The organism is Streptomyces sp. YJ-C3 (assembly GCF_053891275.1).
In genome coordinates this window covers 179,215-205,160 of sequence record NZ_CM132685.1, presented here as the reverse complement: position 1 = coordinate 205,160, position 25,946 = coordinate 179,215, and the positions used below count along the sequence as shown (strand labels likewise).

20 protein-coding genes are annotated in these 25,946 nt (G+C 72.3%); 10 read left to right on the top strand and 10 right to left on the bottom strand.

Annotated elements, in window-relative coordinates:
* Positions 1-81: 81 nt before the first annotated feature.
* Positions 82-2,028, top strand: a complete 1,947-nt coding sequence (locus ACVHNB_RS00905; protein WP_456227209.1) for a PA14 domain-containing protein — start codon at positions 82-84, stop codon at positions 2,026-2,028.
* A 105-nt stretch (positions 2,029-2,133) separates the two neighbouring features.
* On the opposite strand, the gene ACVHNB_RS00900 is transcribed toward ACVHNB_RS00905, so the two are convergent.
* From ACVHNB_RS00900 to dnaK, 4 genes are read right to left on the bottom strand one after another with little or no spacing between them, the layout of a single operon-like run.
* Positions 2,134-2,586: a heat shock protein transcriptional repressor HspR gene (locus ACVHNB_RS00900; protein ID WP_428953404.1), complete on the bottom strand. Its 453-nt coding sequence runs from the start codon at positions 2,584-2,586 to the stop codon at positions 2,134-2,136.
* A 5-nt stretch (positions 2,587-2,591) separates the two neighbouring features.
* A complete protein-coding gene (gene dnaJ / locus ACVHNB_RS00895) occupies positions 2,592-3,788 on the bottom strand; it encodes a molecular chaperone DnaJ (RefSeq protein WP_428953405.1) in 1,197 nt (398 codons plus the stop codon).
* A gap of 48 nt (positions 3,789-3,836) precedes the next feature.
* The gene (grpE, locus tag ACVHNB_RS00890) at positions 3,837-4,523 is read right to left on the bottom strand and encodes a nucleotide exchange factor GrpE (RefSeq protein ID WP_428953406.1); all 687 of its coding nucleotides are present in this window, start codon (positions 4,521-4,523) and stop codon (positions 3,837-3,839) included.
* Entirely contained in the window at positions 4,523-6,388 is a 1,866-nt protein-coding gene (gene dnaK, locus ACVHNB_RS00885; RefSeq protein ID WP_428953407.1) for a molecular chaperone DnaK, read from the bottom strand. The genes grpE and dnaK overlap by 1 nt, the downstream gene beginning before the upstream one ends.
* Positions 6,389-6,717: 329 nt before the next feature.
* On the opposite strand from dnaK, the gene ACVHNB_RS00880 reads away from it, so the two are divergent.
* On the top strand, positions 6,718-7,542 hold the full coding sequence (locus ACVHNB_RS00880; protein WP_456228828.1) for a glycosyltransferase family 2 protein: 825 nt from the start codon (positions 6,718-6,720) through the stop codon (positions 7,540-7,542).
* A gap of 16 nt (positions 7,543-7,558) precedes the next feature.
* Here the strand turns inward: ACVHNB_RS00880 and ACVHNB_RS00875 are convergent, their stop codons facing one another.
* Genes ACVHNB_RS00875 through ACVHNB_RS00850 form a run of 6 tightly spaced genes read right to left on the bottom strand, consistent with a single transcriptional unit; the run spans position 7,559 to position 12,940 of the window.
* Positions 7,559-8,602: an LCP family protein gene (locus ACVHNB_RS00875; protein WP_456227208.1), complete on the bottom strand. Its 1,044-nt coding sequence runs from the start codon at positions 8,600-8,602 to the stop codon at positions 7,559-7,561.
* Positions 8,589-9,248 carry a glycosyltransferase gene (locus ACVHNB_RS00870; protein WP_428953409.1) on the bottom strand — a complete coding sequence of 220 codons (660 nt, stop codon included), beginning with the start codon at positions 9,246-9,248 and terminating at the stop codon, positions 8,589-8,591. Before ACVHNB_RS00870 ends, ACVHNB_RS00875 begins: the two co-directional genes overlap by 14 nt.
* Entirely contained in the window at positions 9,245-10,384 is a 1,140-nt protein-coding gene (locus ACVHNB_RS00865; protein WP_428953410.1) for a glycosyltransferase family 4 protein, read from the bottom strand. The genes ACVHNB_RS00870 and ACVHNB_RS00865 overlap by 4 nt, the downstream gene beginning before the upstream one ends.
* Entirely contained in the window at positions 10,381-10,797 is a 417-nt protein-coding gene (locus ACVHNB_RS00860; RefSeq protein ID WP_428953411.1) for a class I SAM-dependent methyltransferase, read from the bottom strand. Before ACVHNB_RS00860 ends, ACVHNB_RS00865 begins: the two co-directional genes overlap by 4 nt.
* 59 nt (positions 10,798-10,856) lie before the next feature.
* On the bottom strand, positions 10,857-11,903 hold the full coding sequence (locus tag ACVHNB_RS00855; RefSeq protein ID WP_456227207.1) for an MraY family glycosyltransferase: 1,047 nt from the start codon (positions 11,901-11,903) through the stop codon (positions 10,857-10,859).
* Positions 11,904-11,905: 2 nt separating this feature from the next.
* Complete coding sequence (locus ACVHNB_RS00850) at positions 11,906-12,940, bottom strand: NAD-dependent epimerase/dehydratase family protein (protein ID WP_456227206.1); 1,035 nt, start codon at positions 12,938-12,940, stop codon at positions 11,906-11,908.
* A gap of 302 nt (positions 12,941-13,242) precedes the next feature.
* Here ACVHNB_RS00850 and ACVHNB_RS00845 point away from each other — a divergent pair, with 302 nt between their 5' ends.
* The 8 genes from ACVHNB_RS00845 (at position 13,243) to ACVHNB_RS00810 (ending at position 25,886) form a co-directional block, all read left to right on the top strand.
* A complete protein-coding gene (locus tag ACVHNB_RS00845) occupies positions 13,243-15,525 on the top strand; it encodes a (Fe-S)-binding protein (RefSeq protein WP_428953414.1) in 2,283 nt (760 codons plus the stop codon).
* Positions 15,526-15,711: 186 nt separating this feature from the next.
* Positions 15,712-17,235 carry an esterase gene (locus tag ACVHNB_RS00840; RefSeq protein ID WP_456227205.1) on the top strand — a complete coding sequence of 508 codons (1,524 nt, stop codon included), beginning with the start codon at positions 15,712-15,714 and terminating at the stop codon, positions 17,233-17,235.
* A 185-nt stretch (positions 17,236-17,420) separates the two neighbouring features.
* Complete coding sequence (locus ACVHNB_RS00835) at positions 17,421-18,815, top strand: FG-GAP repeat protein (RefSeq protein WP_428953416.1); 1,395 nt, start codon at positions 17,421-17,423, stop codon at positions 18,813-18,815.
* A 114-nt stretch (positions 18,816-18,929) separates the two neighbouring features.
* Positions 18,930-20,222: an FG-GAP repeat domain-containing protein gene (locus ACVHNB_RS00830; RefSeq protein ID WP_456227204.1), complete on the top strand. Its 1,293-nt coding sequence runs from the start codon at positions 18,930-18,932 to the stop codon at positions 20,220-20,222.
* Between the two features lie 238 nt (positions 20,223-20,460).
* Entirely contained in the window at positions 20,461-21,975 is a 1,515-nt protein-coding gene (locus tag ACVHNB_RS00825; protein ID WP_456227203.1) for an FG-GAP and VCBS repeat-containing protein, read from the top strand.
* An 82-nt stretch (positions 21,976-22,057) separates the two neighbouring features.
* The gene (locus ACVHNB_RS00820) at positions 22,058-23,422 is read left to right on the top strand and encodes an FG-GAP and VCBS repeat-containing protein (protein ID WP_456227202.1); all 1,365 of its coding nucleotides are present in this window, start codon (positions 22,058-22,060) and stop codon (positions 23,420-23,422) included.
* 46 nt (positions 23,423-23,468) lie between these two features.
* Positions 23,469-24,944: an FG-GAP repeat domain-containing protein gene (locus ACVHNB_RS00815; RefSeq protein ID WP_456227201.1), complete on the top strand. Its 1,476-nt coding sequence runs from the start codon at positions 23,469-23,471 to the stop codon at positions 24,942-24,944.
* Positions 24,945-25,061: 117 nt separating this feature from the next.
* The gene (locus ACVHNB_RS00810; protein ID WP_428953421.1) at positions 25,062-25,886 is read left to right on the top strand and encodes a Yip1 family protein; all 825 of its coding nucleotides are present in this window, start codon (positions 25,062-25,064) and stop codon (positions 25,884-25,886) included.
* The last annotated feature ends 60 nt before the right edge of the window (positions 25,887-25,946 follow it).

Sequence of the window (25,946 nt, the reverse complement as noted above, 5' to 3'; positions counted from 1 at the left end):
CCACACGGGAGCGATCACCGATCACGATCCGGTCGACGCGCACCGTTCGCTGATCACGGCACCGAGAGGCCCGCCCCACCCATGCGCCGACTCCTGTCCGCGGCCACCACCGCGACCCTCGCCGCAGGCACCGCCCTGACCGCCACGGCCGTCGCGCCGGCAGCCCACGCGGCGACCTCCTGCTCGACGAACGTCTTCCAGCGCAGCTTCTACGCGAACACCTCGTTCTCCGGTACGCCGAAGAAGACCGACTGCGACTCCACGATCGACCAGAACTGGGGCACGGGCGCGCCCGCCTCCGGGCTGCCCACGAACAACTTCGGCGTGCGCTGGTCCGTCACCCGCGACTTCGGCTCCGGCGGCCCCTTCGCCTTCACCGCCTCCGGCTACGACGGCATCCGCGTCTACTTGGACAGCACCCGCAAGATCGACCTGTGGTCCAACACCGGCTCGTCCCGCACGAGGACCGTGAACCTGACCGTGCCCAAGGGCAAGCACACCCTGCGCGTCGACTACGTCAACTGGACCGGCACCGCCAAGGTCAAGTACACCTACACGCCCCGCACTTCGGCCACGTACGACAAGACCGTGCCGCTCGTCCCCGCCGACGCGAAGGCCTCGTACAGCACCAGCACCCGCAAGACGACGGTGAGCTGGGCGAAGAACGTGGAGATGGATCTCGCCGGGTACCGCGTGTACCGGCGCGCCGCTTCCTCCACCACCTGGGACAACATCAGCGGCGACATCACCGCCACCACGTACACCGACACCCCGCCCGCCGACGGCGGCCGGTACTTCTACCGCGTCCGCGCCGTCGACAAGGCCGCCAACCGCTCCGACGCCACCGCCGAGCTGGCCGTGACCACCGTCGACAAGGTCGCACCTGGCGCTCCCGGCGGCCTGAAAGTCACCCGGGCAGAGAGCAGCGTCGCGGTGACGTGGCAGGCCGTCGACGGCGCCGCGTCCTACCAGGTGCTGCGCTCGGCCACCGCGGACGGCACGTACACCGCCGTGTCCGCGTGGCTGACCGACGCGTCCTACCGCGACACGCCCTCGTTCGGCACCACCCGCCGCTGGTACTACCGGGTCGTGGCGCGCGACGCCGCGGGCAATGTCTCCGGGCCGTCCGCCACCGCCGACACCGGCGTTCCCGACGAGACCGCGCCCGGCCAGGTCCAGGGCGTCACCGCGGAGGCATCGACGGCGGGCAACAACGTCCGCTGGGAGGCCAGTTCGGCCGACACTGCGCACTACGAGGTGTGGGTGTCGACGCCGGAGGGGCCCGACCCGTCGGGTCCGCGCATCGTGTCCGGCACCTCGTACCTGGACGCCTCCGCACTCGTCGGTGTCGCCACGGAGTACCGGGTGTACGCGGTGGACGGGGCCGGGAACATCTCGCAGGTCTCGGCGTCCGCGTCGGCCACCCGCCCGAAGGCTTCCGCGTCGGCCGCGCCCGAGACCCCGACCGCGACCCCGTGGGACGGACTCACCCGCCTGTCCTGGCCTTACGCCGACAACTACGACGGCTACCGCGTGTACCGGCGCACGGAACCGAACGGCGCCTGGACCCGGCTGTCCGCGAAGGCCACCGCCCAGGTCTTCGACGACACGGCAGCCCCGACGGGCACATCCTGGTACTACGTGACCACGGTCGACCGCGACGGCCTCGAATCGGTCCCGTCACCCACGGCCACCGTGAACCGCCGCACCCCGGCCACGCCGGACGCACCAGCGATCCCGACGCTCTCCCTCTCCGCCCCCTTCACGGAGTGCACCGCCAACGACTGCGCGGGCCACGGCTACGGGCAGGACGTCACGATCACGGCGACACCCGCGGTGCAGCCCGGGCACGTGGCCGGTGGATACCGGTGGCTGGTGGGCGGCCCCGACGGATTCGTGCGGACCACCACCGAGGGAAAACTGACGTGGCGTCCGTCATCCACCGGCACCTACACCGTGCAGGTCGAGGTCAGTGACGCCTACGGCCGCTACGGATGGCCCGCGAGCGTCACGTTCAAGGTCGGCTGACCGGCACCTCACGCACGCGAGAGGGGCCCGGAGGTTCTCACCTCCGGGCCCCTCTCACCTGTTCTCGCCTGTTCTCGCCTGTTCTCGCCTGTTCTGGGCGGCGCGCTACGCCTCCGGCGACCGCTTGGGCCGCCACACCACCAGCGCGCTGGTCTGGTGGGCCTCCTGGTACGGCACCAGGTCGCGGCGGTACGAGGCATGCACCGCCGCCTCACGTTGCTGCATGGCGGCGGCGGCTCCCTCCACGGCGGCCGAGAGTTCGGCCACGCGGGACTGGAGCGCCGCGACCTGGTTCTCCAGCTCGATGATGCGCTTGATGCCGGCCAGGTTGATGCCCTCGTCCTGCGACAACTGCTGGACGGTGCGCAGCAGTTCGATGTCGCGGGCCGAGTAGCGGCGGCCGCGCCCGGCCGTGCGGTCGGGCGAGACCAGGCCGAGGCGGTCGTACTGGCGCAGGGTCTGCGGATGGAGGCCGGAGAGCTGGGCCGCCACCGAAATGACGTACACCGGAGTCTCTTCGGTGAGTTCGTACGGGTTGGTGCGACGCCGGCCGTCCATCTCGCTCAAGCTCCCTTCGCGGCCTGGAACAGTTCTGCCCGCACATCGGTGTCCTCAGTCGCCTTGCGGAACGACTCGAGGGCCGAACGGGCCTCGTCGGTCAGGTCCTGCTCCTTGGGGACGGCCACCTCGACCGTCACCAGCAGGTCTCCCCGCGTGCCGTCCTTGCGGACCGCGCCCTTGCCGCGGGCCCGCATCGTCCGCCCGTTCGGCGTGCCCGGGGGCAGCTTCAGGGTGACGGCGGGGCCGCCGAGCGTGGGCACCTTGACCTCGCCGCCGAGCGTCGCCTCGGTGAACGTGACGGGCACGGTCACCGTGAGGTTGTCGCCCTTGCGGCCGAAGACCGGGTGGGCGTCGACGTGGACGACGACGTACAGGTCGCCCGCGGGGCCGCCCCGCTCACCGGGTGCGCCCTTGCCGCGCAGCCGGATGCGCTGGCTGTCGGAGACCCCGGCGGGGATCCTGACCTGCATCGTGCGCGACGACTTGGCGCGGCCCGAGCCCTTGCAGACCTCACAGGGGGTCTCGGCGATGAGGCCGCGGCCCTTGCAGTCCACACAGGGGTCGGTGAGGGAGAAGCCGCCTCCGCCGCCCCGCGAGACCTGCCCGGTGCCGACGCAGGTCGGGCACACGCGCGGCGTGCCGTTCTTGTCGCCGGTGCCGGAGCACGCCTTGCAGGGGGCCTGGGAGGACATCCGCAGCGGGACCGTGGCCCCGTCCACCGCCTCGGTGAAGCTGAGCGTCACCTCGGACTCGATGTCCTGGCCGCGGCGCGGCTGGGTACGGGTGCCCGCACCCGCGCCGCCCCGGTTGAACAGGCCGCCGAAGACGTCGCCGATGCCGCCGCCGAACCCGCCGGAGCCGCTCTGGCCCTGGCCCTGGGCGCCGCCTCCGAAGAGATCGCCCAGGTCGAAGTTGAACGAGCCGCCGCCGGCGCCGCCGGGTCCCGGACGGAACCCGCCGTTGCCGAACAGGGCCCGCGCCTCGTCGTACTCCTTGCGCTTCTTGGGGTCACCGAGGACGTCGTTCGCCTCGGAGATCTCCTTGAAGCGCTCCTCCGCCTTGGGGTTGCCCTTGTTGGCGTCGGGGTGGTTCTCACGGGCGAGCTTGCGGTACGCCTTCTTGATCTCGGCGTCGGTGGCGTCCTTGGGGACGCCGAGGACCTTGTAGTAGTCCTTCTCGATGAAGTCCTTGGTACTCATCGGCCTCGACGTCCCTCCTCACTCACATCGGTTGTCACGCGGATGACGTCAGCCCTCGTCCGGGCCACCGCTCTCCTTCTCGTCCGCCGAGGACTCGGCGGACTCGCCGGCGCCGTCGGCCTTCGCCTGGGCGCCCGGCTGCGGCTCGGCCACGGCCACCCGCGCGGGGCGGATGGTGCGCTCGCCGATCCGGTAGCCCGGCTGCAGGATCGCCACGCAGGTCGTCTCGGTGACGTCCGGCGCGTACGAGTGCATCAGGGCCTCGTGGACCGTCGGGTCGAAGGGCTCGCCCTCCTTGCCGAACTGCTGCAGGCCCAGCTTCGCCACGACCGTCTCGAGCGAGTCGCCCACGGACTTGAAGCCGCCGACGAGCTCGCCGTGCTCACGGGCGCGGCCGATGTCGTCGAGGACCGGGAGCAGCTCGGACAGGAGGTTCGCGACCGCGATCTCCTTGACCGTGACGCGGTCCCGCTCCACCCGACGACGGTAGTTCTGGTACTCGGCCTGCAGCCGCTGGAGGTCCGCGGTGCGCTCGCCGAGCGCGGTGCGCACCTGGTCCAGCTGGGCGGTCAGGCCCACATCCTGCGCGGATGCCTTCGTTGCGTCCCCGGCCGGGGCCGCCGGGCCCTCCTGCGTGGAGGGCTCGGCGGCCTTCGGCGCCGCGTCATCAGGGGTGGCGCCGGAGGGGACGTCGGGCTGCTCGGCGTCGCCGAGACCCGGGGTCTCCTCTGTCATCAGGCGGCGCCGCCCTTCGCGTCGGGCTTCTCGTCGTCCACGATCTCGGCGTCGACGACGTCGTCGTCCTTGGACATGTTCGGCGCGTCGGCGTCCGGACCGGCACCCTCGGCGCCGGCCGCACCCGCGGCCTGGGCGTCGGCGTACATGGCCTGGCCCAGCTTCTGCGAGACGGCGGCGACCTTCTCGGTGGCGGTGCGGATCTCGGCCGAGTCGTCGCCCTTGAGCTTCTCCTTCAGCTCGCCGACGGCCTCCTCGACCTCGGTCTTCACATCGCCCGGGACCTTGTCCGCGTTGTCGGCGAGGAACTTCTCCGTCTGGTAGACGAGCTGCTCGCCCTGGTTGCGCGACTCGGCGGCCTCGCGGCGGGCGTGGTCCTCCTCCGCGTACTTCTCGGCCTCTTCGCGCATCCGGTTGACCTCGTCCTTCGGCAGCGAGGAGCCACCGGTGACGGTCATCTTCTGCTCCTTGCCCGTGCCGAGGTCCTTCGCGGTCACGTGCATGATGCCGTTGGCGTCGATGTCGAAGGCGACCTCGATCTGCGGGACACCGCGCGGGGCCGGCGGCAGACCGGTCAGCTCGAACATCCCGAGCTTCTTGTTGTACGCCGCGATCTCGCGCTCGCCCTGGTAGACCTGGATCTGCACCGACGGCTGGTTGTCCTCGGCCGTCGTGAAGATCTCCGACCGCTTGGTCGGGATGGTCGTGTTGCGCTCGATGAGCTTCGTCATGATGCCGCCCTTGGTCTCGATACCAAGCGACAGCGGGGTGACGTCGAGGAGCAGGACGTCCTTGACCTCGCCCTTGAGGACACCGGCCTGCAGGGCGGCGCCGATGGCGACGACCTCGTCCGGGTTCACGCCCTTGTTGGCCTCGTTGCCGCCGGTCAGTTCCTTGACCAGGTCGGCGACGGCCGGCATACGGGTCGAGCCACCGACGAGAACGACGTGGTCGATCTCGGAGAGCTGGATGCCCGCGTCCTTGATGACGTTGTGGAACGGCGTCTTGCAGCGCTCCAGCAGGTCGGACGTGAGCTGCTGGAACTGGGCGCGCGTGAGCTTCTCGTCCAGGTGCAGCGGGCCCTCGGCGGACGCCGTGATGTAGGGCAGGTTGATCGTGGTCTCGGTCGAGGACGAGAGCTCGATCTTGGCCTTCTCGGCCGCCTCGCGCAGACGCTGGAGCGCCATCTTGTCCTTGGCGAGGTCCACGCCGTGACCGTTGTTGAACTGCTTGACCAGGTAGTCGACGACGCGCTGGTCCCAGTCGTCACCACCGAGGTGGTTGTCACCGTTGGTGGCCTTCACCTCGACGACGCCGTCGCCGATCTCCAGCAGCGAGACGTCGAAGGTGCCGCCACCGAGGTCGAAGACGAGGATCGTCTGGTCGTCCTTGTCGAGGCCGTACGCCAGGGCGGCGGCCGTCGGCTCGTTGACGATACGCAGGACGTTCAGGCCCGCGATCTCGCCGGCCTCCTTCGTCGCCTGACGCTCCGAGTCGTTGAAGTACGCCGGGACGGTGATGACCGCGTCGGTCACCTTCTCGCCCAGGTAGGACTCCGCGTCGCGCTTCAGCTTCTGCAGGATGAAGGCGCTCATCTGCTGCGGGTTGAAGTCCTTGCCATCCAGGTTGACCTTCCAGTCAGTGCCCATGTGGCGCTTGACGGAACGGATGGTCCGGTCCACGTTCGTGACCGCCTGGCGCTTGGCGACCTCGCCGACGAGCACCTCGCCGTTCTTGGCGAAGGCGACGACGGACGGCGTGGTCCTGGCGCCCTCTGCGTTGGTGATGACGGTGGGCTCACCGCCCTCCAGAACGCTGACGACGGAGTTAGTCGTGCCCAGGTCGATGCCGACCGCACGTGCCATTTCAATTCCTCCAGCTAATACTTGAGTGGAACTGACTCAAGACTGCAACACCGGCCCCCTCGCCGTCAACAGACCTGAGTCCCGCACGCTCAACTTTTATCCTGCGCTTATGGGCAGCCTTCCCGGGGAAACCCGCCTGACCTGGCCTTTCGCAGATTCGCCAGCGCTCCGGACGCGGCACAAAAGACGGCATCCGAGGCCCCGGGAGGCGGGCAGGACCCTATGTCGCTCGCCGGATTCCCGACCCCGGGGCTGAAGACTTGTGCGCCCGATGTCCGGTACGCGCGATGTGAGGAGCCCAGGTGGAGCCGCCCCGGGTAGCCGTCCTGATGACCAGCCACGACCGCCGCGCCGCCACGCTCGCCGCCCTCGACGCGCTCGCGGCCCAGTGCGGCCTGCCGCCCGGCACCCGGGTACGGGTCCACCTCGTCGACGCCGGTTCGACGGACGGCACCGTCCGGGCGGTGCGCCGCGCGCACCCCGGCGCCCAGGTCGCGGTGGCCGGCCCCGATGTCCTCTGGGGCCAGGGCATGCGCCTGGCCAGCCGCAACAGCCGCGCGGCCGGCAGCCCCGAGCCGACGCACCAGCTGTGGCTCCACGACGACGTCCGGCTCGCCCCGGACGCCCTCGCCCAACTCCTGGACACCTCAAGGGAGTTCGACGACGAGGCGGTAATCGTGGGCGCCGTCCGCCACGACGGCGTCACCACCTGCTCCGGCCGCCGCCGCCACGGCCACACCCTCGACCTGGTCGAACCGTCCGGCGGGCCCGAGCCCTGCGACACGTACGACGGCGACGTGGTCCTGCTGCCCTGGGCCGTGCGCGAACGGGTCGGCGACATCGACAAGGTCTTCCGGAACGGCCTGGGCGACCACGACCACGGCTTCCGGGCCCGCCGCGCGGGCGTCGCCGCCTACGTCGCCCCGCGCCACGTCGGCGACCGCCCGGCCGGCCCGGCGCCGCGGGCGTCCCGCGAACCCGGCATCGGGGTGCGCGAGGCGCTGCGGCGGCGGGTCTCGCAGCGGGAGTTCCCGGTGTGGCAGTGGTGGGTGTACTGCTGGCGGCACACGGGGGTGCGGGCGCCGGTGCTGATGGTGGCGCCGTACGTGGTGACGGTGGTGCGGGCGCTCGCGGCCGGCCGCGGCACGCGGTGACCGGCCCGCGGGGCCGTCACAGCTCGTCGTTGTCCGGGTCGTACGCGTTGTAGAGGTGCTTCGGCAGTTCCTCGTCGCGCCGCAGCGCCTCGAACAGCTCCGCCGCCTGGTCCTCGACCGGCGTGTAGCGCCCCCAGTAGTCGGGGTGCTCCACGCTCGGGACCGTGACGATGGCGGTGCGGTCCTCGGGCACCTTCCCGGCCGCCTCCGCGAGGCCGTACAGCTCGCTCAGCGAGTCGAGGTCCTTGTCCGCGGTGAGCGAGGAGGTCACCGCGTCGAGGACCGGGTAGAGCCGCGTCGTGTGGTCGAGCAGCCCCGCCTCGCGGACCTGGGCGAGCAGATCGCGCACGAACTCCTTCTGCCGCTCGATGCGTTGCAGGTCGCTGCCGTCGCCGACGCCGGTGCGGCCGCGGACGAAGACGAGGGCCTCGGCGCCGTTGAGGTGCTGCTCGCCCTCGTCGAGGACGACATCGCCGTGCGGCACCTTCATCCGCTCGGGCACCTTCACGTCGACGCCGCCGAGCGCGTTCACGACCTTCTTGAACCCGGTGAAGTCCAGGACCACGTGGTGGTCGACGCGGACCCCCGACAGATCCTCGAAGGTGCGGATCGCGCAGGCCGCGCCGCCCCGCTCGAAGGCCCAGTTGAACTGCGCGTACTCGGGCTCGCTGCGCTCCCCGTCGGGCAGCCGGCAGGCCGGGATGTCCACCATCAGATCGCGCGGCACGCTCACCAGCGCGGCCCGCTTCCGGTCCGCCGACAGGTGCAGCAGCATCGTCGTGTCGGAACGCTGGCTGTCCTTGGTGTTCTCGATGTCCGAGCCCATGACCAGGATGTTCTGCGCGCCCGGACGCAGCGCCACCGGGCGTTTGCCGTGGTCCGCGTCGAGGGCCCGGTCGGTCGCCCAGTCGGTGCGGATGTTGCCGTTCAGCACCGCGTACGCGAGACCGCCCGCGCACACGAGGGTCAGCAGGAGCACCCCGGCACCCAGGGCGCTCCAGCGCACCCGGCGGCGGGCGAACAGTCTTGTGCGCAGAAGACGCAGATCACGTAGTGCCATGCAGGAGCCCTTCCACGCCGCGGGCGGTCCGCGCGGCCGTCCCCTCGACCGTGTACCGCTGCGCGTCCGCCCGGCAGGCCCGACGCAGGCACGCCAACCGGCGCGGCCGGGTGAGGAGTTCGGCCACGGCGGCCGCGTAGGCGCCCGGCTCGTCGGGGGCGACGACGGCGTTGCGGCCGTCGTCCAGATAGCCCAGCTCGGCTTCCGCGCACGGCCACGGTGTGGTGACCAGGGGCGTGCGCAGGGCGAACGAGTCGACGGCGTGCGGGCCGACGGCTCCCGGCACCAGCATCACCTCGGCCGCCGCGCCGAGCAGCGCCGCCCGCCGCTCCCCCACGTCGCCGGCGTACGCGACCGGTGGCCCGTGCCGCTCGACCGACGCGCGCCGCGGACCGTCCCCGGCGACGAGCAGCCGGAACCCGGGCAGCCGGGCGGCGAGCGCGTCGGCCGCGGCGAGCAGGAACGGGGTGCGTCCGGCGTCGAGGCCGCCGAGGTACAGGCCGGTGAGCCCGGGGGTGAGCCCGTGCCACGCCCGCAGCCGCCGCACCTCGCCCTCGGTGACCCGGTCGCGGGCCGCCGCCAGGGCACGGACGCGGCGGGGGCCGGGGAAGCCGTCGGCGACGGCGGCACGGGTCCGCTGCGTCACGCGCGCTCCGCGGACCGGGTCAGGGCGGTGTAGAGCTGCTCGGTCCGCTCGACCCACGCCGTCTCCCCGTACCGCTTGTCGTGGACCGCCCGGCAGTGCTCGCGCAGCGTGGGGAAGATCCGTTCGGCGGCGCCCAGGGCGGCGGGCAGCGAGGCGTCCCGGGCGGTGACGGTGCCGGTCCCCTCGGCGCGCACGACGTGCGGCAGGGACGTCCCCTCGAAGGCCAGCACGGGCACCCCGGCGGCCAGCGCCTCCGCGTAGACGCGCGGCACGCCCTCGGGCCGGCGGCCGGGCAGGACGAGTCCGCGGTACCCGGGCAGCGCGGTGCGCAGCGCGTCGCGCCCGACCGCGCCGAGGAACCGCACGGACGGCGGCGCGGCCGCGCGGCAGGCGCGCTCCAGCGGTCCCGCGCCGATGACGTCCAGGCGCCGTCCCGCGGGCCAGCGGCGCAGCAGGTCGAGGATGCCCTCGTCGGGGGTGAGCCGTCCGGCGAACACCCAGGCGTCCTCGGCCGTGGTCGCCGAACCGTCCGCCAGGGGGACGAAGTTGGGGACGAGCGCCAGCCGCTCGGCCGGCATCCCGGCCCGCGCGTACGTGTCCCGGCTCGGCTCCGACAGCACGACCGCGCGATCGGCGCGCCGCAGCAGCGGGTCCTCGCGCACCCCGCCCCGCTGGGCCCACGCGAGCGGCAGCGTGGCAAGGCGTGACCCCCGGTAGCAGCCGTGCCGCACGCCGGCCCACCGGTCGCCGTCGAGACACCGGGTGCACGGGGCGCCGTCCCGGTACAGGACCGCGGCCGCGCACAGCGGACGGTAGTTGTGCAGGGTCGCCACCAGCGGTCCCGTCCACTCGGCGGCCCAGGAGCGGCCGAAGTTGGGGAACAGGTTGTGGACGTGCACCACGTCCGGCGCGAAGGCACGCAGCGCGGACAGCGGGCTGCGGCCGTGCCCGGTGGCGACGGTGACGGCGCAACGGGCCGCGTACCAGGGCGCGTTCTGCAGGTGGTCGGTGCGGGCGGCGACGAGGCGCACCTCGTGGCCCGCGCGGCCGAGGGCGGCGGCCTGGTCGAGGACGGCCTCGTTCTCGCCGCCGGGTCCGGCGGCGCCGTAGAAGCTGTGGACGAGCGCGACTTTCATGCGAACGCCGCCTCACGCGCGACACCGCACCGCACGAGGGTCAGATCACCGCCGAACTCCCCTGCTCCGGCGAGCACCTGGGGAAGTTCCGGCTCCTGGTCCACCTGCAGCAGCACCCGCTCCCCGGGCGCCACGACGTCCTCCCAGACCCCGTCGAGGCGGCGCATCCACGTGCCGTCCCGGTCGCCGAGCGCGTACGGCAGCACGCGCCAGTCCAGGTCACGGGCGGCGGCCCGGCGCACCCCGGCCCGGGGCCCGCCGAACGGCTCGAAGGAGACGATCCGCCCCCGGTAGCCGCAGCGCCGCAGCGCCCGCCCGAAGCCGCCGTCCTGCCCGCCGGAGTCGAGCACCAGGTCGATCTCCCACTGGGCGAGCTGCCGTACCAGCTCCCGCATCCGGCCAAAGGTCATCATGCGTCTGCTCCCTTGCGTGTACGTGGACGGGAAGGCCCCCGCGCCGGGCGGGGTGTGCCTCAGGCGTCGGCCCTCAACAGGTCGACCCGCTCGGCCTCGGCCCTGCGCACCCGTCTGCGGCCCCCGTAGACCGGCACCCGCAGCAGCAGCACCACCGCCACCAGCGCCGCCCCGCCCAGCCACCACACCAGCGACGCCCCGACGGCCCCGCGGTGCAGCAGCACCCCCGTGGTCGTGCCGAGCGCGGCGGCGGCGCCGAGCACCACCGCCGCCCCGGGCGCGGTGAGCCCGAGCCGGCGCAACCGGTGCGCGATGTGGTCCGTGCCCTCGCGCAGCACCCCGCGTCCGGCCCGCCGCCGGGAGACCACCACCAGCACGATGTCGGCGGTGACGACCACGGTCAGCGCGAACAGCGCGGCCGGTGCCTCGGGCGCCTCGTGCCCGGCGTTCACCAGCAGGGCAGCACAGGCCACCAGGAACCCGGTGAACAGGGAGCCGCAGCCGCCCGGGGTGACGCGGGCCGGATGCCAGTTGTGCATCAGGAACCCGGTGAGCGAGGCGGCGAGCAGGCCGAGGACGACGGCGAGCGGGCCGAGGCCCTCCGCCCCGGCGCACGCGCACAGGCCGAGCGCGGTGATGACGCCCACCACGCCCATCGCGCCGTCGGAGTGGTCCAGCAGGCTGAAGGCGTTCGTCACGAAGACGATCCACAGCACCGCGAGCGCGCCGGTCAGGAAGCCGAGGTGGGTGCCGTGCACCACCACGCTGGCCGCCCCCGCCTCCACGATGATCCGGGCCCGCGCCCCCATCGGCCGCAGGTCGTCGAGCAGGCCGAGCAGGGCGACGGCGCCCGCGGCGAGCAGCAGGGTGCCCGTGGTGGAGCCCAGCGGGACGAGTCCGGTGGCGGCCCCCGTCCCCGCGACGAGGCCGGTGGCCCCGGCCACGGCGACGCCGCCGAGGCGCGACGCGTTCCGGTTCCGCGCCGCCCGCCGCCCGCCGGGCCGGGCGGCGCCGAGGGGGGTGCGCGGCGCCAGCGCCCGCAGCGCGGTGGTCAGGGCGGCGGCGAGCAGCAGCGCGGTCGCCGCGGCGGCGATCCCGTACAGCACGGTCAGACCCTGGCCGGGACGGCGGGCGAGGCGGACGGCGCGGTCACGGGCCCCGGCGTCCCGCCGCCCGCGTCGAGCAGCGCCGCGTCGACGATGTCCAGGAGGTCCGCCCGGGGTGTCCAGCCGGTCAGCTCGCGGAGCTTGCGGGTGTCGGGGACGCGCCGCGCCGCGTCCTCGAAGCCGTGGCCGTCGGCGTACACCTCCTCGTACGGGACGAAGCGGAGCGGCGAGGCGGAGCCGGAGCGTTCGACGAGGAGGCCCGCCAGGTCGGCGATGGTGGTCTCCTCGGCGCTGCCGACGTTGAAGACCTCGCCGTCGGCCCCCGGGTGGGCGAGCAGGCGCAGCAGCGCGTCGACGACGTCGGTGACGTAGGTGAAGCAGCGCCGCTGGGTGCCGTCGCCGTACACGGTGAGCGGCTGACCGGCGACGGCCTGCGCGGCGAGGCGCGGCAGGACCATGCCGTTCGCGGCCGACTGGCGCGGCCCGACGGTGTTGAAGAGGCGGGCGACGGTCACCGGCAGGCCGTGCTCGCGGTGGTGGCCGAGCGCGAGGATCTCGTCGACGGCCTTGGCGGTGGCGTACGACCAGCGGGCGACGGTGGTCTGGCCGAGGATCCGGTCGGCGGTCTCGGCGACGGGGCCCGCGCTGTTCTTGCCGTAGATCTCGGCGGTCGAGGCGAGCAGCAGCCTGCGGCCGTGCCGGTGGGCGGCCTCGATGACGTGCTCGGTGCCGCGCACGTTCGTGGCGAAGGAGCGGAGCGGCTGCTCGACGACGCGGCGGACGCCGACGGCCGCGGCCAGGTGGACCACCGCGTCGCAGCGGGCGGTCAGCTCGTCGACGAGCCGCGCGTCGAGGACCGAGCCGCGGACGAAGCGCAGCCTCGGGTCGGGCCAGGCGGCGGCGAGGTTGCCGCGGTCACCGATGGACAGGTCGTCGAGGACGACGACGGTGTGGCCCTGGGCGAGCAGCGCGTCGGTCAGGTGCGAGCCGATGAAGCCTGCGCCGCCGGTGACCAGGTACGTCAGGGATGTGGTCATCGTGGGCCCCTCGGTGAGTTGCGGTATCGGGGTGACACCGGTGGGGCACGCCCGTCCGGAGCCCTACATAAGGTATTCCGTTATGTCCAAATATGGGGCGAATAACACGATCTGCTTTGGCGCGCGCGGCGAACGGTGTGACACCGTGATCTGAGGGTTGCCTCAGCGACGCAGATCACCACCGGGCCGACTACATTGCGACCGCGTAAGTGGGTAGTCTCAGACGGACTGCATAAGTTACCGCTTAGTAATCACTCGTACGTCAACGAAGAGACCACCTCGCAGGCCCGAGGAGCCCCCAAATGCAACTCGCCGCGATCATCGTGTCGCTGGTTCTGATCGTGGTCGGCGTGGCCCTGTTCGCGCGCGCCGTCCTGCAGATCTACAACTTCATGCGGCTCGGCCAGAACGTGCCGGCGGGCACCCGCACCGACGAGCCCGTCCAGCGCACCGTCACCGTGGCCAGGGAGTTCCTCGGCCACACCCGGATGAACCGCTGGGGCGTCGTCGGTGTCGCGCACTGGTTCGTGGCGGTGGGCTTCTTCTCGCTGCTGCTGACGATCGTCAACGCCATCGGCCAGCTCTTCCAGGCCGACTGGCTGCTGCCGGTCATCGGCGAGTGGGCGCCGTACAACGTCTTCGTCGAGTTCATCGGCACGATGACGGTCCTCGGCATCCTCGTCCTGATCGTCATCCGCCAGCTGAGCAAGCCGAACAAGCCGGGCCGCAAGTCCCGCTTCGCCGGCTCCAACTTCGGCCAGGCGTACTTCGTCGAGGCCGTCATCCTCATCGTCGGCGTCTGCATCTTCATGCTGCACGCCCTCGAAGGCGCCCAGCACCACGTGGACGGCTACGAGTCCTCGTTCTTCATCTCGTACCCGGTGGTGAACGCGCTGGAGGGCCTGGACGTCTCCACGCTCCAGAACCTCACCTACTTCTTCGCCGGCCTGAAGATCGCGACCTCCTTCATCTGGATGATCACGGTCGCCCTGAAGACCGACATGGGTGTCGCCTGGCACCGCTTCCTCGCCTTCCCGAACATCTGGTTCAAGCGCAATGCCAAGGGCGAGACCTCGCTCGGCGAGCTGCTGCCGATGACCTCCAAGGGCGAGCCGATCGACTTCGAGGACCCGGGCGAGGACGACGTCTACGGCGTCTCCCAGATCGAGCACTTCTCCTGGAAGGGCCTGCTCGACTTCTCCACCTGCACCGAGTGCGGCCGCTGCCAGTCGCAGTGCCCCGCCTGGAACACCGGCAAGCCGCTCTCCCCGAAGCTGCTGATCATGTCGCTGCGCGACCACGCGCACGCCAAGGCGCCCTACCTGCTCGCCGGTGGCGGCAAGTCCATGGAGGGCGAGGAGAAGGCGACCGAGGAGCAGCTCAAGGACGTGCCCGCCGCCGCCCTCGCGGAGGCCGAGCGCCCGCTGATCGGCACCGCCGAGGAGAACGGCGTCATCGACCCGGACGTCCTGTGGTCCTGCACCACCTGCGGCGCCTGCGTCGAGCAGTGCCCGGTCGACATCGAGCACATCGACCACATCGTCGACATGCGCCGCTACCAGGTGATGATCGAGTCCGCGTTCCCGTCCGAGGCGGGCACGATGCTCAAGAACCTGGAGAAGAAGGGCAACCCCTGGGGCCTGGCGAAGAAGCAGCGCCTGGAGTGGCTCAAGGAGCTCGACTTCGAGGTGCCGGTCGTCGGCAAGGACATCGAGGACCTCACCGAGGTCGAGTACCTCTACTGGGTCGGCTGCGCGGGCGCACTCGAAGACCGCGCCAAGAAGACCACGAAGGCCTTCGCGGAGCTGCTCCACATCGCGGGCGTCAAGTTCGCGATCATGGGCGGCGACGAGAAGTGCACCGGTGACTCCGCCCGCCGCCTCGGCAACGAGCCGCTGTTCCAGCAGCTCGGCCAGGAGAACGTCATGGCGCTGAACATGGCGTTCGGCGAGGAGTACGACGACGACGGCAAGGTCACCGACGAGTCGAAGAAGCCGAAGACGGCCAAGAAGATCGTCGCCACCTGCCCGCACTGCCTCAACACGATCGGCAACGAGTACCCGCAGATCGGCGGCGACTACGAGGTCATCCACCACACGCAGCTGCTGCAGCACCTGGTGGACGAGGGCAAGCTCGTCCCGGTCACCCCGGTCGAGGGCATCATCACGTACCACGACCCGTGCTACCTGGGCCGCCACAACAAGATCTACTCGCCGCCGCGCGAGATCATCGGCAAGGTCCCGGGCCTGCGCAACGAGGAGATGCACCGCCACAAGGAGCGCGGCTTCTGCTGCGGCGCCGGCGGCGCGCGGATGTGGATGGAGGAGCGGATCGGCAAGCGCATCAACAACGAGCGCGTTGATGAAGCCCTGTCGCTGAACCCCGACATCGTCTCCACCGCCTGCCCGTTCTGCCTCGTCATGCTGACCGACTCGGTCAACGGCAAGAAGAACGACGGTAAGGCCAAGGAGTCCGTCCAGGTCGTCGACGTGGCCCAGCTGCTGCTCGACTCCGTGAAGACGCCCGCCGACCCGGCGGGCGAGACGGAGACCGAGGACGCGCCGGAGCCCGAGCCCGTGAAGTAGCCTCTTTCATAGGCGAGTTCGTACGTCACTGAGGGCACCCCGTTCCGACGGGGTGCCCTTTCGCTTGTCCCGTCCCGTACAACCCTTGCGCCTGATCCCGTGTCGAACGGGGCGTCGGACAAGGAACGGGCCCTTTCCGGCCATACCCCCGCGCTGCCCGGCCTTCCTTCGCTTCAGGAGCCGCTCGTGCGCAAGAACCGTACGGCCGCCGTCGCCGCGGCCTCATTCCTCCTCCTCGCCGGTACCTGCATCGCCGCCGCCCCGTCCGCGTACGCGGGCAGTCCCGGCGGCACCCGGGCGAACGACCGCAACACCGACTTCAACGGCGACGGCTACGACGACGTCCTCGTCGGCGCCCCCGGGGCCACCGTCGGCGGCCGCGCCGGGGCCGGTCTCGTCACCGTCCAGTACGGCGGCGCGAGCGGCATGGGCACGTCCCGCTCCGCCGTCATCAGCCAGAACACCACCGGAGTGCCCGGGGCCGCCGAGGCCGGCGACGCGTTCGGCCAGGCCGTCGCCACCGGCGACCTCGACGGCGACGGCTACGACGACGCGATCGTCGGCTCCCCCGGCGAGGACCTCGGCACCCTCGCCGACTCCGGCGGCGGCGTCGTCCTGTGGGGCACGCCCAAGGGCCTGACCGGCAGCGCCAGTACGGGCCTGGAGGCCGACGAGCCCGCCAAGGGCGGCCGCTTCGGCTCCGCGCTCGCCGCGGCCCGCTTCACCGACACCGGCGACGGCGACCTGCTCGCCGTCCTCGACTCGGTGGGCCTCGCGATCTTCCGGTACGAGGCGGCGCCCGCCGCGAAGGGCGCCCCGGGCGGTTCGGGCAAGAACCTCGTGCGGCACTCCCGAACCGACTTCGCGCACAAGGCGCCCAAGGCCCGCTCCGCGGCCGAGGAGCCGCCGGGCATCCGGCCGACGAACCTGAGCACCGGCGACTACGACGCCAACGGCTTCGCCGACCTCGTCGTCTCCGGCATCTCCGTGGACGACGACAGCGGCCACGGCTGGTCCTACGTCCTGCCGGGCACCGCCTCCGACGCCGACCCGCTGCCCGTGCTCGCGCTGCGCGGCGGCCCGGTCGTCGCCTCCGGGGACATCGACGGCGACGGCAAGGACGACCTGGTCACCGGCGAGCCGCAGGGCCCCGACGAGGGCGGCGAGTCCGTCGCCGGAGGCATGATCGGCGTGTACTACGGCTCGGACGCGGGCCCCGCCGGTGAGGCCGACCGGTGGACGCAGGACAGCCCCGGGGTACCGGGCGCCCACGAGCGGGGCGACCGCTGGGGCGGGGACCTGTCGGTCGGCGACACGAACGGCGACGGGTTCGCCGACGTCGCCGTCGGCGCGCCCGGCGAGGACATCGGCACCGTCGCCGACGCGGGCGCGGTCTGGGTCCTGCGGGGCTCCGCCGACGGCCTGACGGCGAGCGGCGCACGGGACGTCAACCAGGACTCGGCGGACGTGCCCGGCGCCGCCGAGAAGGGCGACAAGTTCGGCGCCCAGGTGTCCTTCACCGACCCGAACGACGACGGCCGCTTCGGGCTGCTCGCGGCGGCGCCGGGCGAGAACACGAACGACGGCGTGGTCTGGGTCTTCTCGGCGGGCTCCGGCGGGATCACGGCGTCGGGTTCCTGGACCTACGGAGCGGGGTCGCTGGCCGCTCCGGCCCAGGATGCGCGGTTCGGGGCGGCGGTGGACGACTAGGGGCCGTTGGGGGCGGTGCGTCGTTCTCGGGTGCGGGCCGGTGGGGGCTGGTCGCGCGAGAAGCCCCACCCACCCGCACCCGACAACAGAATCCGCCGCCCACCCCGTACAACCATTCACCGAACCCCAGCCGTCACACCGGTGAACACAGAGCACAGCATCCCCTCACCCCAACGGAGTTGACCGTGCGTATCCGGAAACTGGCCGTCGCCGCCGGGGTGGCCGCCCTCACCGCGGGCGGCCTCACCCTCCCCCTGGCGGGGACCGCCTCCGCCGCGACCGCCCTCAAGGACGACTACAACGGCGACGGCTACCGGGACCTGGCGATCGGCACCCCGAAGACCAACTCCGTGACGGTGACGTTCGGTTCGGCCTCCGGCGTGGGACCCGCCCGGTCCGTGACCATCACCCAGGCCACCCCCGGCGTCCCCGGCGCCACCGAGCCCGAGGACGAGTTCGGCGAGAACGTCACCAGCGGCGACGTGAACCACGACGGCTACACCGACCTCATCATCGGCGCTCCCGGCGAACAGGTCGCCGACTGGGCGAGCGGCTCCGTCACCGTCGTCTGGGGCGGCACCAAGCCCTTCACCAAGGGCGCGCAGGTCTACCACGCGCCGACGGCGGACGACGAACGCTTCGGCGAGGGCGCGGTCTTCGTCGACCTCGACGGCGACGACTGGGAGCAGCTGTCCGTCGTCAGCGCCAAGAACTGGTGGTGGTACGGCGACGGCACCCCCGCGTCGGCGTACGCGCCCGAGGTCGACTTCATCCCCGAGGGCGTGACCCTGGAGGGCGAGACCGCGCTCCAGATCCACGGCGCCGGTGTCGGCGAGACGTACACGTACGTCCTGTACGGCAAGAACGCCGACGGCTCGGCGTACACGGGCTGGGTGGACGGCGGGCCAGGCGACATCGGCTACCACTCGGGCCGGCTCGACGGGAGCTTCCTGGGCTCCACCACCGGCGCCGCCGCCACCGGCGACGTGAACTGCGACGGCATCCCCGACCTGGTCACCGGGCAGCCCGAGGACAACTCGGTCTGGGTCATCTACGGCGGCGGCGCCGTCTTCACCGACGAGATGGAGGGCATGGGCAAGGTCACCCAGAACAGCGAGGACGTGCCCGGGGTCACCGAGCCCGAGGACCGGTTCGGGGCGTCCGTGGCCGTCGGCGACATGAACGACGACGGCTGCGCCGACATCGCGATCGGCGCCCCCGGCGAGACGGTCGACGGCGTCAGGGGCACCGGCTCGGTCACCGTCCTCGACGGCCGCAAGGGCTACGTGGAGAGCGGCGGCCGCGCCTACCACCAGGCCACCCCCGGCGTCACCGGCGCCCCGGAGCCCGGCGACGCGTTCGGCTCCACCCTCGCCTTCAAGGACATCAACGGCGACAAGCGCGCCGACCTGGAGATCGCCGCGTCCGGTGAGGACATCCGCACGACGATGGACGCGGGCGCGGTGTGGGTGCTGCGCGGCGCCGACCCGTTCGTGACGACGGCGAGGATCACCTCGTTCAACGGCGCCGACGTCGGTCTGCCCGGCGCGGGCATCGCGTTCGGCACGACCCTGCGCTGACGCCCCGGCGCGCGGGGCGTGACGAACGCGGCATCTCGTGCCCCTTAACGCCACGCCCCGCGGGCGCCATCATGTGCAGGTTGTGAACTCATGAGGTGGACGGGGTCGTTGCTGATGGCGGGCAGAGAAAGTTGCGGACGGGGCACGGCTCTGCGCAAGGGCGTGGCGGGGCTGAGCGGTGCCGTACTGCTCACGGCCGCACTCACCGGCTGCGGCGGCACGGAGCCCGCCGCGGGCTCCGCCTCGCACAGCCCCGTGGCCCTGACCGGCAAGGACGCGCGGGCGGACCGTCCCGTCCCGCGCGGCACCGGCAGCAAGGTGGCGTCCGACTTCAACGGTGACGGCGCCCCCGACCTCGTACTCGACGATCTGGCCCACGACGGGCTCGGCGACGACGCGGGGATCGGGATCGTGTACGGGCGCAAGGGGCACGGGCTCGACCCGGCGACCCGGCAGGTGCTGTCGCCCGCGAAGTACGCGGCGCAGACGAAGGGGCAGACGCCGGCGGCGTTCAGCTCCGAGGCGAGCTGCGACCTCGACCGCGACGGGTTCGCCGACCTCGTCGTGTCGACGGACCCGCCCTACGACGGCCAGGGCCAGCCGCCCGTGCCGCTGCAGATCCTCTTCGGCTCGCCCACCGGCATCTCCGGCAAGGGCGTGAAGCTGCGCATCCCGGCGCAGGCACGTTTCGGCAACGACTGGCCGGACCAGCCGGTCTGCGGCGACTTCGACGGCGACGGCAAGGACGACCTCGTGGTGCACGCGAGCGACGGCCGCCTCACCTTCCTGCCCGGCCCGTTCACCCGCGCGGGCGCGCCCCGCGGCACGGCCCGCCTCGCGCAGGCCGCCGGAAACGTTCCGGCGGGCCCGGCCGCCGACCTGAACGGCGACGGCGCCGACGACGTCCTGGTCCGCGCCCACAACGGCACCGCCCGCTCGGCCGTCGTCCTCGGCGGCCCGAAGGGTCCGGGCGCGCCCGGCGCGGCCTACCCGGCGGGTACGGACGTGGCGTTCGGCCGGTTCGGCGCCGCCCCGGCGAAGAGCGCGGCCGTCCTGACCGCGGCGGGGCTGAAGGTGGGCGCGGGCGCCGCCCTCAAGGTGTCCGGCACCACGCTCGACGCGGGTGACCTCGACGGGGACGGCCGCACCGACCTGGTCGTCTCGGGCGGCACGACCGCGCACCTGGTCCGCTCCGGCTCCCGCGTCGTGCCGGGCACACCGGGCGCGGGCCGGGTCGTGGCGGTCGCGGACTTCGACGGGGACGGGCGGGACGACGTGGTGCTCCAGCGCACCACCGACTCGGCGGCGGGCAAGGACACCGTCGTGGTGCTGCCGGGCGCACGGACCTCCGCCCTCCTCACCGACAAGCCGCGCCTCACCTTCTCCACGGTCGATTTCGCCCCCTAGGCCCTCCCGGGGGCGGGTCCGGGTCTTTCCGGAACTACCGGCATCTATCGCCCGCCCGCCCCATCAGCCCCTGATTTCCCCGAAGTTTCCGTACAACCCTTGCACCCCCCGACGAGTCTCCTGTTCGCCGAACGGCGGGTCATGTCCGGGACAACTCCCGGCAAACACCCGCGGTCCGGCATCTCATCGACGCGGGATGTCCGCCAGACATCCCCTTCCTGCCGCAGGAGCTCAGCCCATGCCCAAGCACAGACGCATCCCCGCTCCGTCCCCGACCCGCCTTCGCCTCGCCACGGCGACGGCGGTGGCCGCCGCGCTGACCGGCGGCCTGCTCGCCGTGTCCGCGGGCACGGCCGGGGCCGCCGACTCCGTCCAGCACCACGAGGCGGACTTCAACGGCGACGGTTTCGGCGACGTCGCGTTCGCCGCCGGCTACGCCACGGTCGCCGGACACAAGCAGGCCGGCCAGGTCGTCGCCCTGTACGGCTCGGCCAGCGGCATCACCTCCACCAAGCGCACCACCATCAGCCAGAACACCACCGGCGTCCCGGGCAGCGCGGAGACGGGCGACTCGTTCGGCTGGAACACCGCCTACGGCGACTTCAACCACGACGGCTTCGACGACCTGGCCGTCGCCGCCGAGCACGAGAAGGTCGGCACCGACACCAACGGGGGCACCGTCGCCATCCTGTGGGGCTCGACGTCCGGCCTGTCCGGCGGCACCACGATCGCCGACCCGGCCGCCTCCTCCCACGACCGCTGGGGCAAGACCCTCGCCGCCGGCGACTTCGACGGTGACGGCACCGAGGACCTGGCCGTCGGCTCGTCCTCCAGCACCATCTACGTCTTCAAGCGCGGCATCTCCAAGTCCGGTACCGCAGGCGGCCGTTACACCGTCAAGCCGAACATCATGAGCGGCGGCGACGCGGGCCCGCTCATCCTCACCGCCGGTGACGTCAACGGCGACAAGAAGACCGACCTCGTCGTCGACGGCTACGAGAACGACGGCGGGTACGGCTGGAACACCAACTACTACCTCCCCGGCTCCGCCTCCGGCCTGACCACGAGCGGCGCCAAGCAGCTCAAGCGCGGTGTCATCACCGGCATCGGGGACATCAACGGCGACGGCTTCGGCGACATCGTCACCGGCCAGGACTGGGACCCGGCAAAGTCCGGCTCCTCGGAGCCCTCGGTGCCCGAGTCCGTCACCGGCGGCCAGGTCCACATCCTGTACGGCTCGCCCTCCGGCCCCACCGGGTCCGTCGACGTCGACCAGAACACCGGCAACGTCCCCGGCTCCTCCGAGCGCGGCGACTGGTTCGGCGGTGAGGTCTCCCTCGGCGACATCAACGGCGACGGCTACCAGGACCTGGTCGCGGGCGCCTCCGGCGAGAACCTCGGCAGCCCGTCCGTGGTCAACACCGGTTCCGTCACGGTCCTCTACGGCTCCCCGGACGGCATCAACACCACCTCCGGCACCCAGTTCCTCGCCCAGTCCACGCCCGGCGTCCCCGGCGACGACGAGGCGTACGACTACTTCGGCAGCGAGGTCAAGCTCACCGACGTCAACAAGGACGGCAAGTCCGACCTCACCGTCGGCGCCCTCGGCGAGAACGACGGCAACGGCGCGCTGACCTACCTGCCGTCCGACGGCACGAAGATCACCACGACCGGCTCGCGCGGCATCTCCACGACGGCGGCCGGCGTGAGCACGGACGGTTACCCGCAGTTCGGCGCGAACGCCGCCAACTGACGCGTATCTCAGTGCAGTTCACCGCCCGGTCCGGTGCTCGGCGGAGCACCGGACCGGGCGTTCCCCAGACACGGAGTCACCCATGCGCAAGCGCGTCCTCCTCCTCGCCGCGGCCCTGACCGCATCCGGCGCCCTGGCACTCCCGGCCGGCCCCGCGACGGCCGCCCCCGCCAAGTACGCCGACGACTTCAACGGCGACGGGTACCGCGACTACGCCTACGCCGGCTACAGCGGCAACGGCGGCGGCAGCGTCGCCGTCGTGCTGGGCACGGCGGACGGCCCCGGCACCACGACCCGGCGCATCAGCCAGGCGAGCGCCGGAGTGCCCGGCGCCGACGAGGCCGACGACATGTTCGGCGAGGTGCGGGCCGCCGCCGACTTCGACGGCGACGGATACGGCGACCTGGCCGTGTCGGCGACCCACGAGAAGGGCTCGCACGGCGTCGGCCAGGGCGCGGTGACGATCCTGTGGGGCTCGGCATCGGGCCTGAAGACCGGCACGACCCTGGCGAACAAGAACCCCGACTCGTGGAACGCCATGGGCAAGGACCTGGCGACCGGCGACTTCAACAGCGACGGCAAGCAGGACCTGGCCGTCGTCAACGGCGCCGTCACGTACGTCTACCGCGGCCCGTTCACCCGCTCCGGCCGCACCGGCGCGGTCACCAAGCTCGACAAGACGTCGTCGTTCTACGCGACGGCCCTGATCGCGGGCAAGGTCAACGGCGACTCCAAGACCGACCTCACCATCATCGGCGACGTGGTCACCCCGTCGTACATCGCATCGGACGCCTGGTTCATCAAGGGCGGCAGCTCTTCACTGACCTCCGGCAAGACCCTGCGCCTGGAGTCGCAGTCCGGCAACGGCGGCAGCAGTGAACGCGGCGGCGACGGCGTCATCGCCGACTTCGACAAGGACGGCTACGGCGACATCGCCATCGGCACCGAGATGTACTCGAAGCACAAGGGCCGCCTCACCGTCTGGTACGGCTCCTCGTCAGGACCCGCCGGCGACACCCGCATCACCCAGGCGTCGAGCGGCGTCGCCGGTACACCGGAGGACTACGACAGCTTCGGCACCGTCGTCTCGGCCGGCGACGTCAACGGCGACGGCTACGCGGACCTCGCCGTCGGCGTCCCCAACGAGGCGATCGACGGCAAGAAGACCGCGGGCGGCGTCCACCTCTTCAAGGGGCGCGCGAGCGGCCTGTCCGGTACCGGCTCCCAGTGGTTCGCCCGCAACAGCCCCGGCGTGCCGGGCGCGTTGGAGGAGTGGGACAGCTTCGGCGGCGACGTGCGCCTGCGCGACACGGACGGGGACAAGAAGGCCGATCTCTTCGTCTCCGGCGGCTACGACTCGCTGCGGCTGCCCGGCGCGACGACCGGGATCACCACGGCGGGCGTCACGGAGTTCAACCAGCTTCCCGTCAGCGCCTTCCTCCAGTAACCACCGGCACCCGACACCCCTCTCCCCCAGACGAGCTGGAGCTCCCATGTCACGACTCCACCGCACCGTCCCGCTGGCCCTCGCCACCGCGACGGCCCTCGCGGCGACGGCGCTCGCCGCCACCCCCGCCCTCGCCGCCACGCCCGAACCCGCCGCCCCCACCGCCGACTTCAACGCCGACGGCTACCCCGATCTCGCCGTCGGCCTGCCCTCGGCGACGGTCTCCGGCAAGGCCGGTGCCGGGTACGTGAACGTCGTCTGGGGCGGACCCAAGGGCGTCGGCTCCCACGGCTCGGTCCGGATCAGCCAGGACAGTGCCCGCGTCCCGGGCGTCCCCGAGGCGGGCGACCGGTTCGGGGCCTCCGTGACCGCCGCCGACATCGACGGCGACGGCGGCACCGACCTGGTCGTCGGCGTCCCCGGCGAGGACGGCGAAGTCCGCGACGGCGGCACCGTCACCGTCGTGCACGGCGCCAAGGGCGGCTTCGGCACCGGCCGCCCGCTCGCCGACGGCATCAACACGGGGGGGAAGTACGGGCTGTCGCTCGCCGCGGGCGACTTCGACGGCGACGGAAAGAACGACCTGGCGATCGGCGCCACCGACAAGGTCCAGCTCTACAAGGGCGGCGGCACCACCGATCCGCGCCTGTCCACGACCACGTTCGCCGGCGACCACATGGGCGGCCGCGCCCCGCTCCTGGCCACCGGCGACTTCGACTCCGACGGCCGCACCGACCTCGCCGTCGCCCACTACCAGCAGGGCCAGCCGTACTTCCAGTCGCACGTCCTCCTCTACGGCTGGAACACCGACGAGAAGAGCATGCTGCTGTTCTGGGCCAACGACAACGGCGCCGCGAACGCCCTGGCCGTCGGCGACTTCGACGGCGACGGCCACGACGACCTCGCGCTCGGCGACTGCCGCGAGATCGCCGACGAGAACATCGACGACCCGTGCGGCCCCGAGGAACTGACCAAGGGCGGCGGCGTCCACATCCGATACGGCGCGGGCCCCGGCGGCTCCTTCGGCTACCGCAAGCAGACCCTCAACCAGGACACCCCGGGCGTGCCCGGCGTCGCCGAGTCCGGCGACGGTTTCGGTGACGCCCTGGCCGTCGCCGACCTGGACGGCGACGGCCGCGACGACCTGATCGTCGGCGCCCCCGGCGAGGCGATCGGCAGCAAGGCGAAGGCAGGCGCGTTCACGGTGCTGCGCGGCAGCCCGGCCGGCGTCCTCGACGCGTCCGGCCGGGCCGTGGGCGTCGGCGTCCAGCAGGACACGTCGGGCGTCCCGGGCGTCGCGGAGGCGGGCGACCGTTTCGCGGCCGCGCTGACCGCCGCCGACTACGACCACGACGGCACCGCCGACCTGGTCGCGGGCTCCCCCGGCGAGAACGCGTCGCTGGGCGCCGCCTGGCTGCTGCCCGGCGGGGACGACTCCCCCGTCACGGCCTTCTCCCCGCGCACGCTCACGCTCCCGGCGTCGTCCGAACCGCTCGCGTACGGCGGGATCCTGGCCCCGTAACGCACCCGTGGCATCCCCTCGGGGCGCCCCTTAGGGGATGTCACAGCTCAGCCGCAATGCCGGGCCCGGATCCCCGGGCCCGGCATCCCTCCCGCCGAAACCAGGTACGTTCGACACGTGGCTGGATTCAGGAACGGACGCGGCCGGGACAACCGCGAAGCGCCGCAGGGGCAACCGCAGTACTACGGAGGCGGGGGCCAGCAGCAGTGGCCCCAGAGCAACAACGGGCACGGTGAGCCGGAGTACTTCGGCGACCCCGGCACGCCGCGGCACCCGCAGGGCGGCTACGACCCGTACGCGGCGAACAACCCGGGCCACACCCAGGCGTTCTCGGTGAACGAGGACCCGTACACCCAGGGCGCCACCTACCAGGCGGGCTCCGCCGCGGCAGGCCCCGTCGGCCCCCGTCTGCACTGGAAGCAGCTGCTCAGCGGGGTCGTCCTGCGCCCCGCCCCGACGTACCTCCAGATGCGCGACTACGCGATGTGGGCCCCGGCCCTCATCGTGACGTTCCTCTACGGACTGCTGGCGATCTTCGGTTTCGACGGCGCCCGCGAGGACGTGATCAACGCCACGCTCTCGTCGGCGATCCCCTACGTCCTCACCACCGGCGTCGCGGTCACCATCAGTTTCTTCATCCTCGGCGTGGTCACCCACACCCTGGCCCGCCAGCTCGGCGGCGACGGCGCCTGGCAGCCCACGGTCGGCCTGTCCATGCTGATCGCGTCCCTCACGGACACCCCGCGCCTGATCGTCGGCATGTTCCTCGGCGGCGACGAGGGCTTCGTACAGCTCCTCGGCTGGGCGACCTGGCTGGCCGCGGGCGCACTGCTCACGACCATGGTCTCCAAGTCCCACGACCTGCCCTGGCCGAAGGCCCTCGCGGCGTCCGCGATCCAGCTGATCGCCCTGCTGTCGATCATCAAGCTCGGCACGTTCTAGTACGCACCCGTACGCGGCAGGGGCCCGGCACCGTCTCGGTGCCGGGCCCCTTCCGTACGG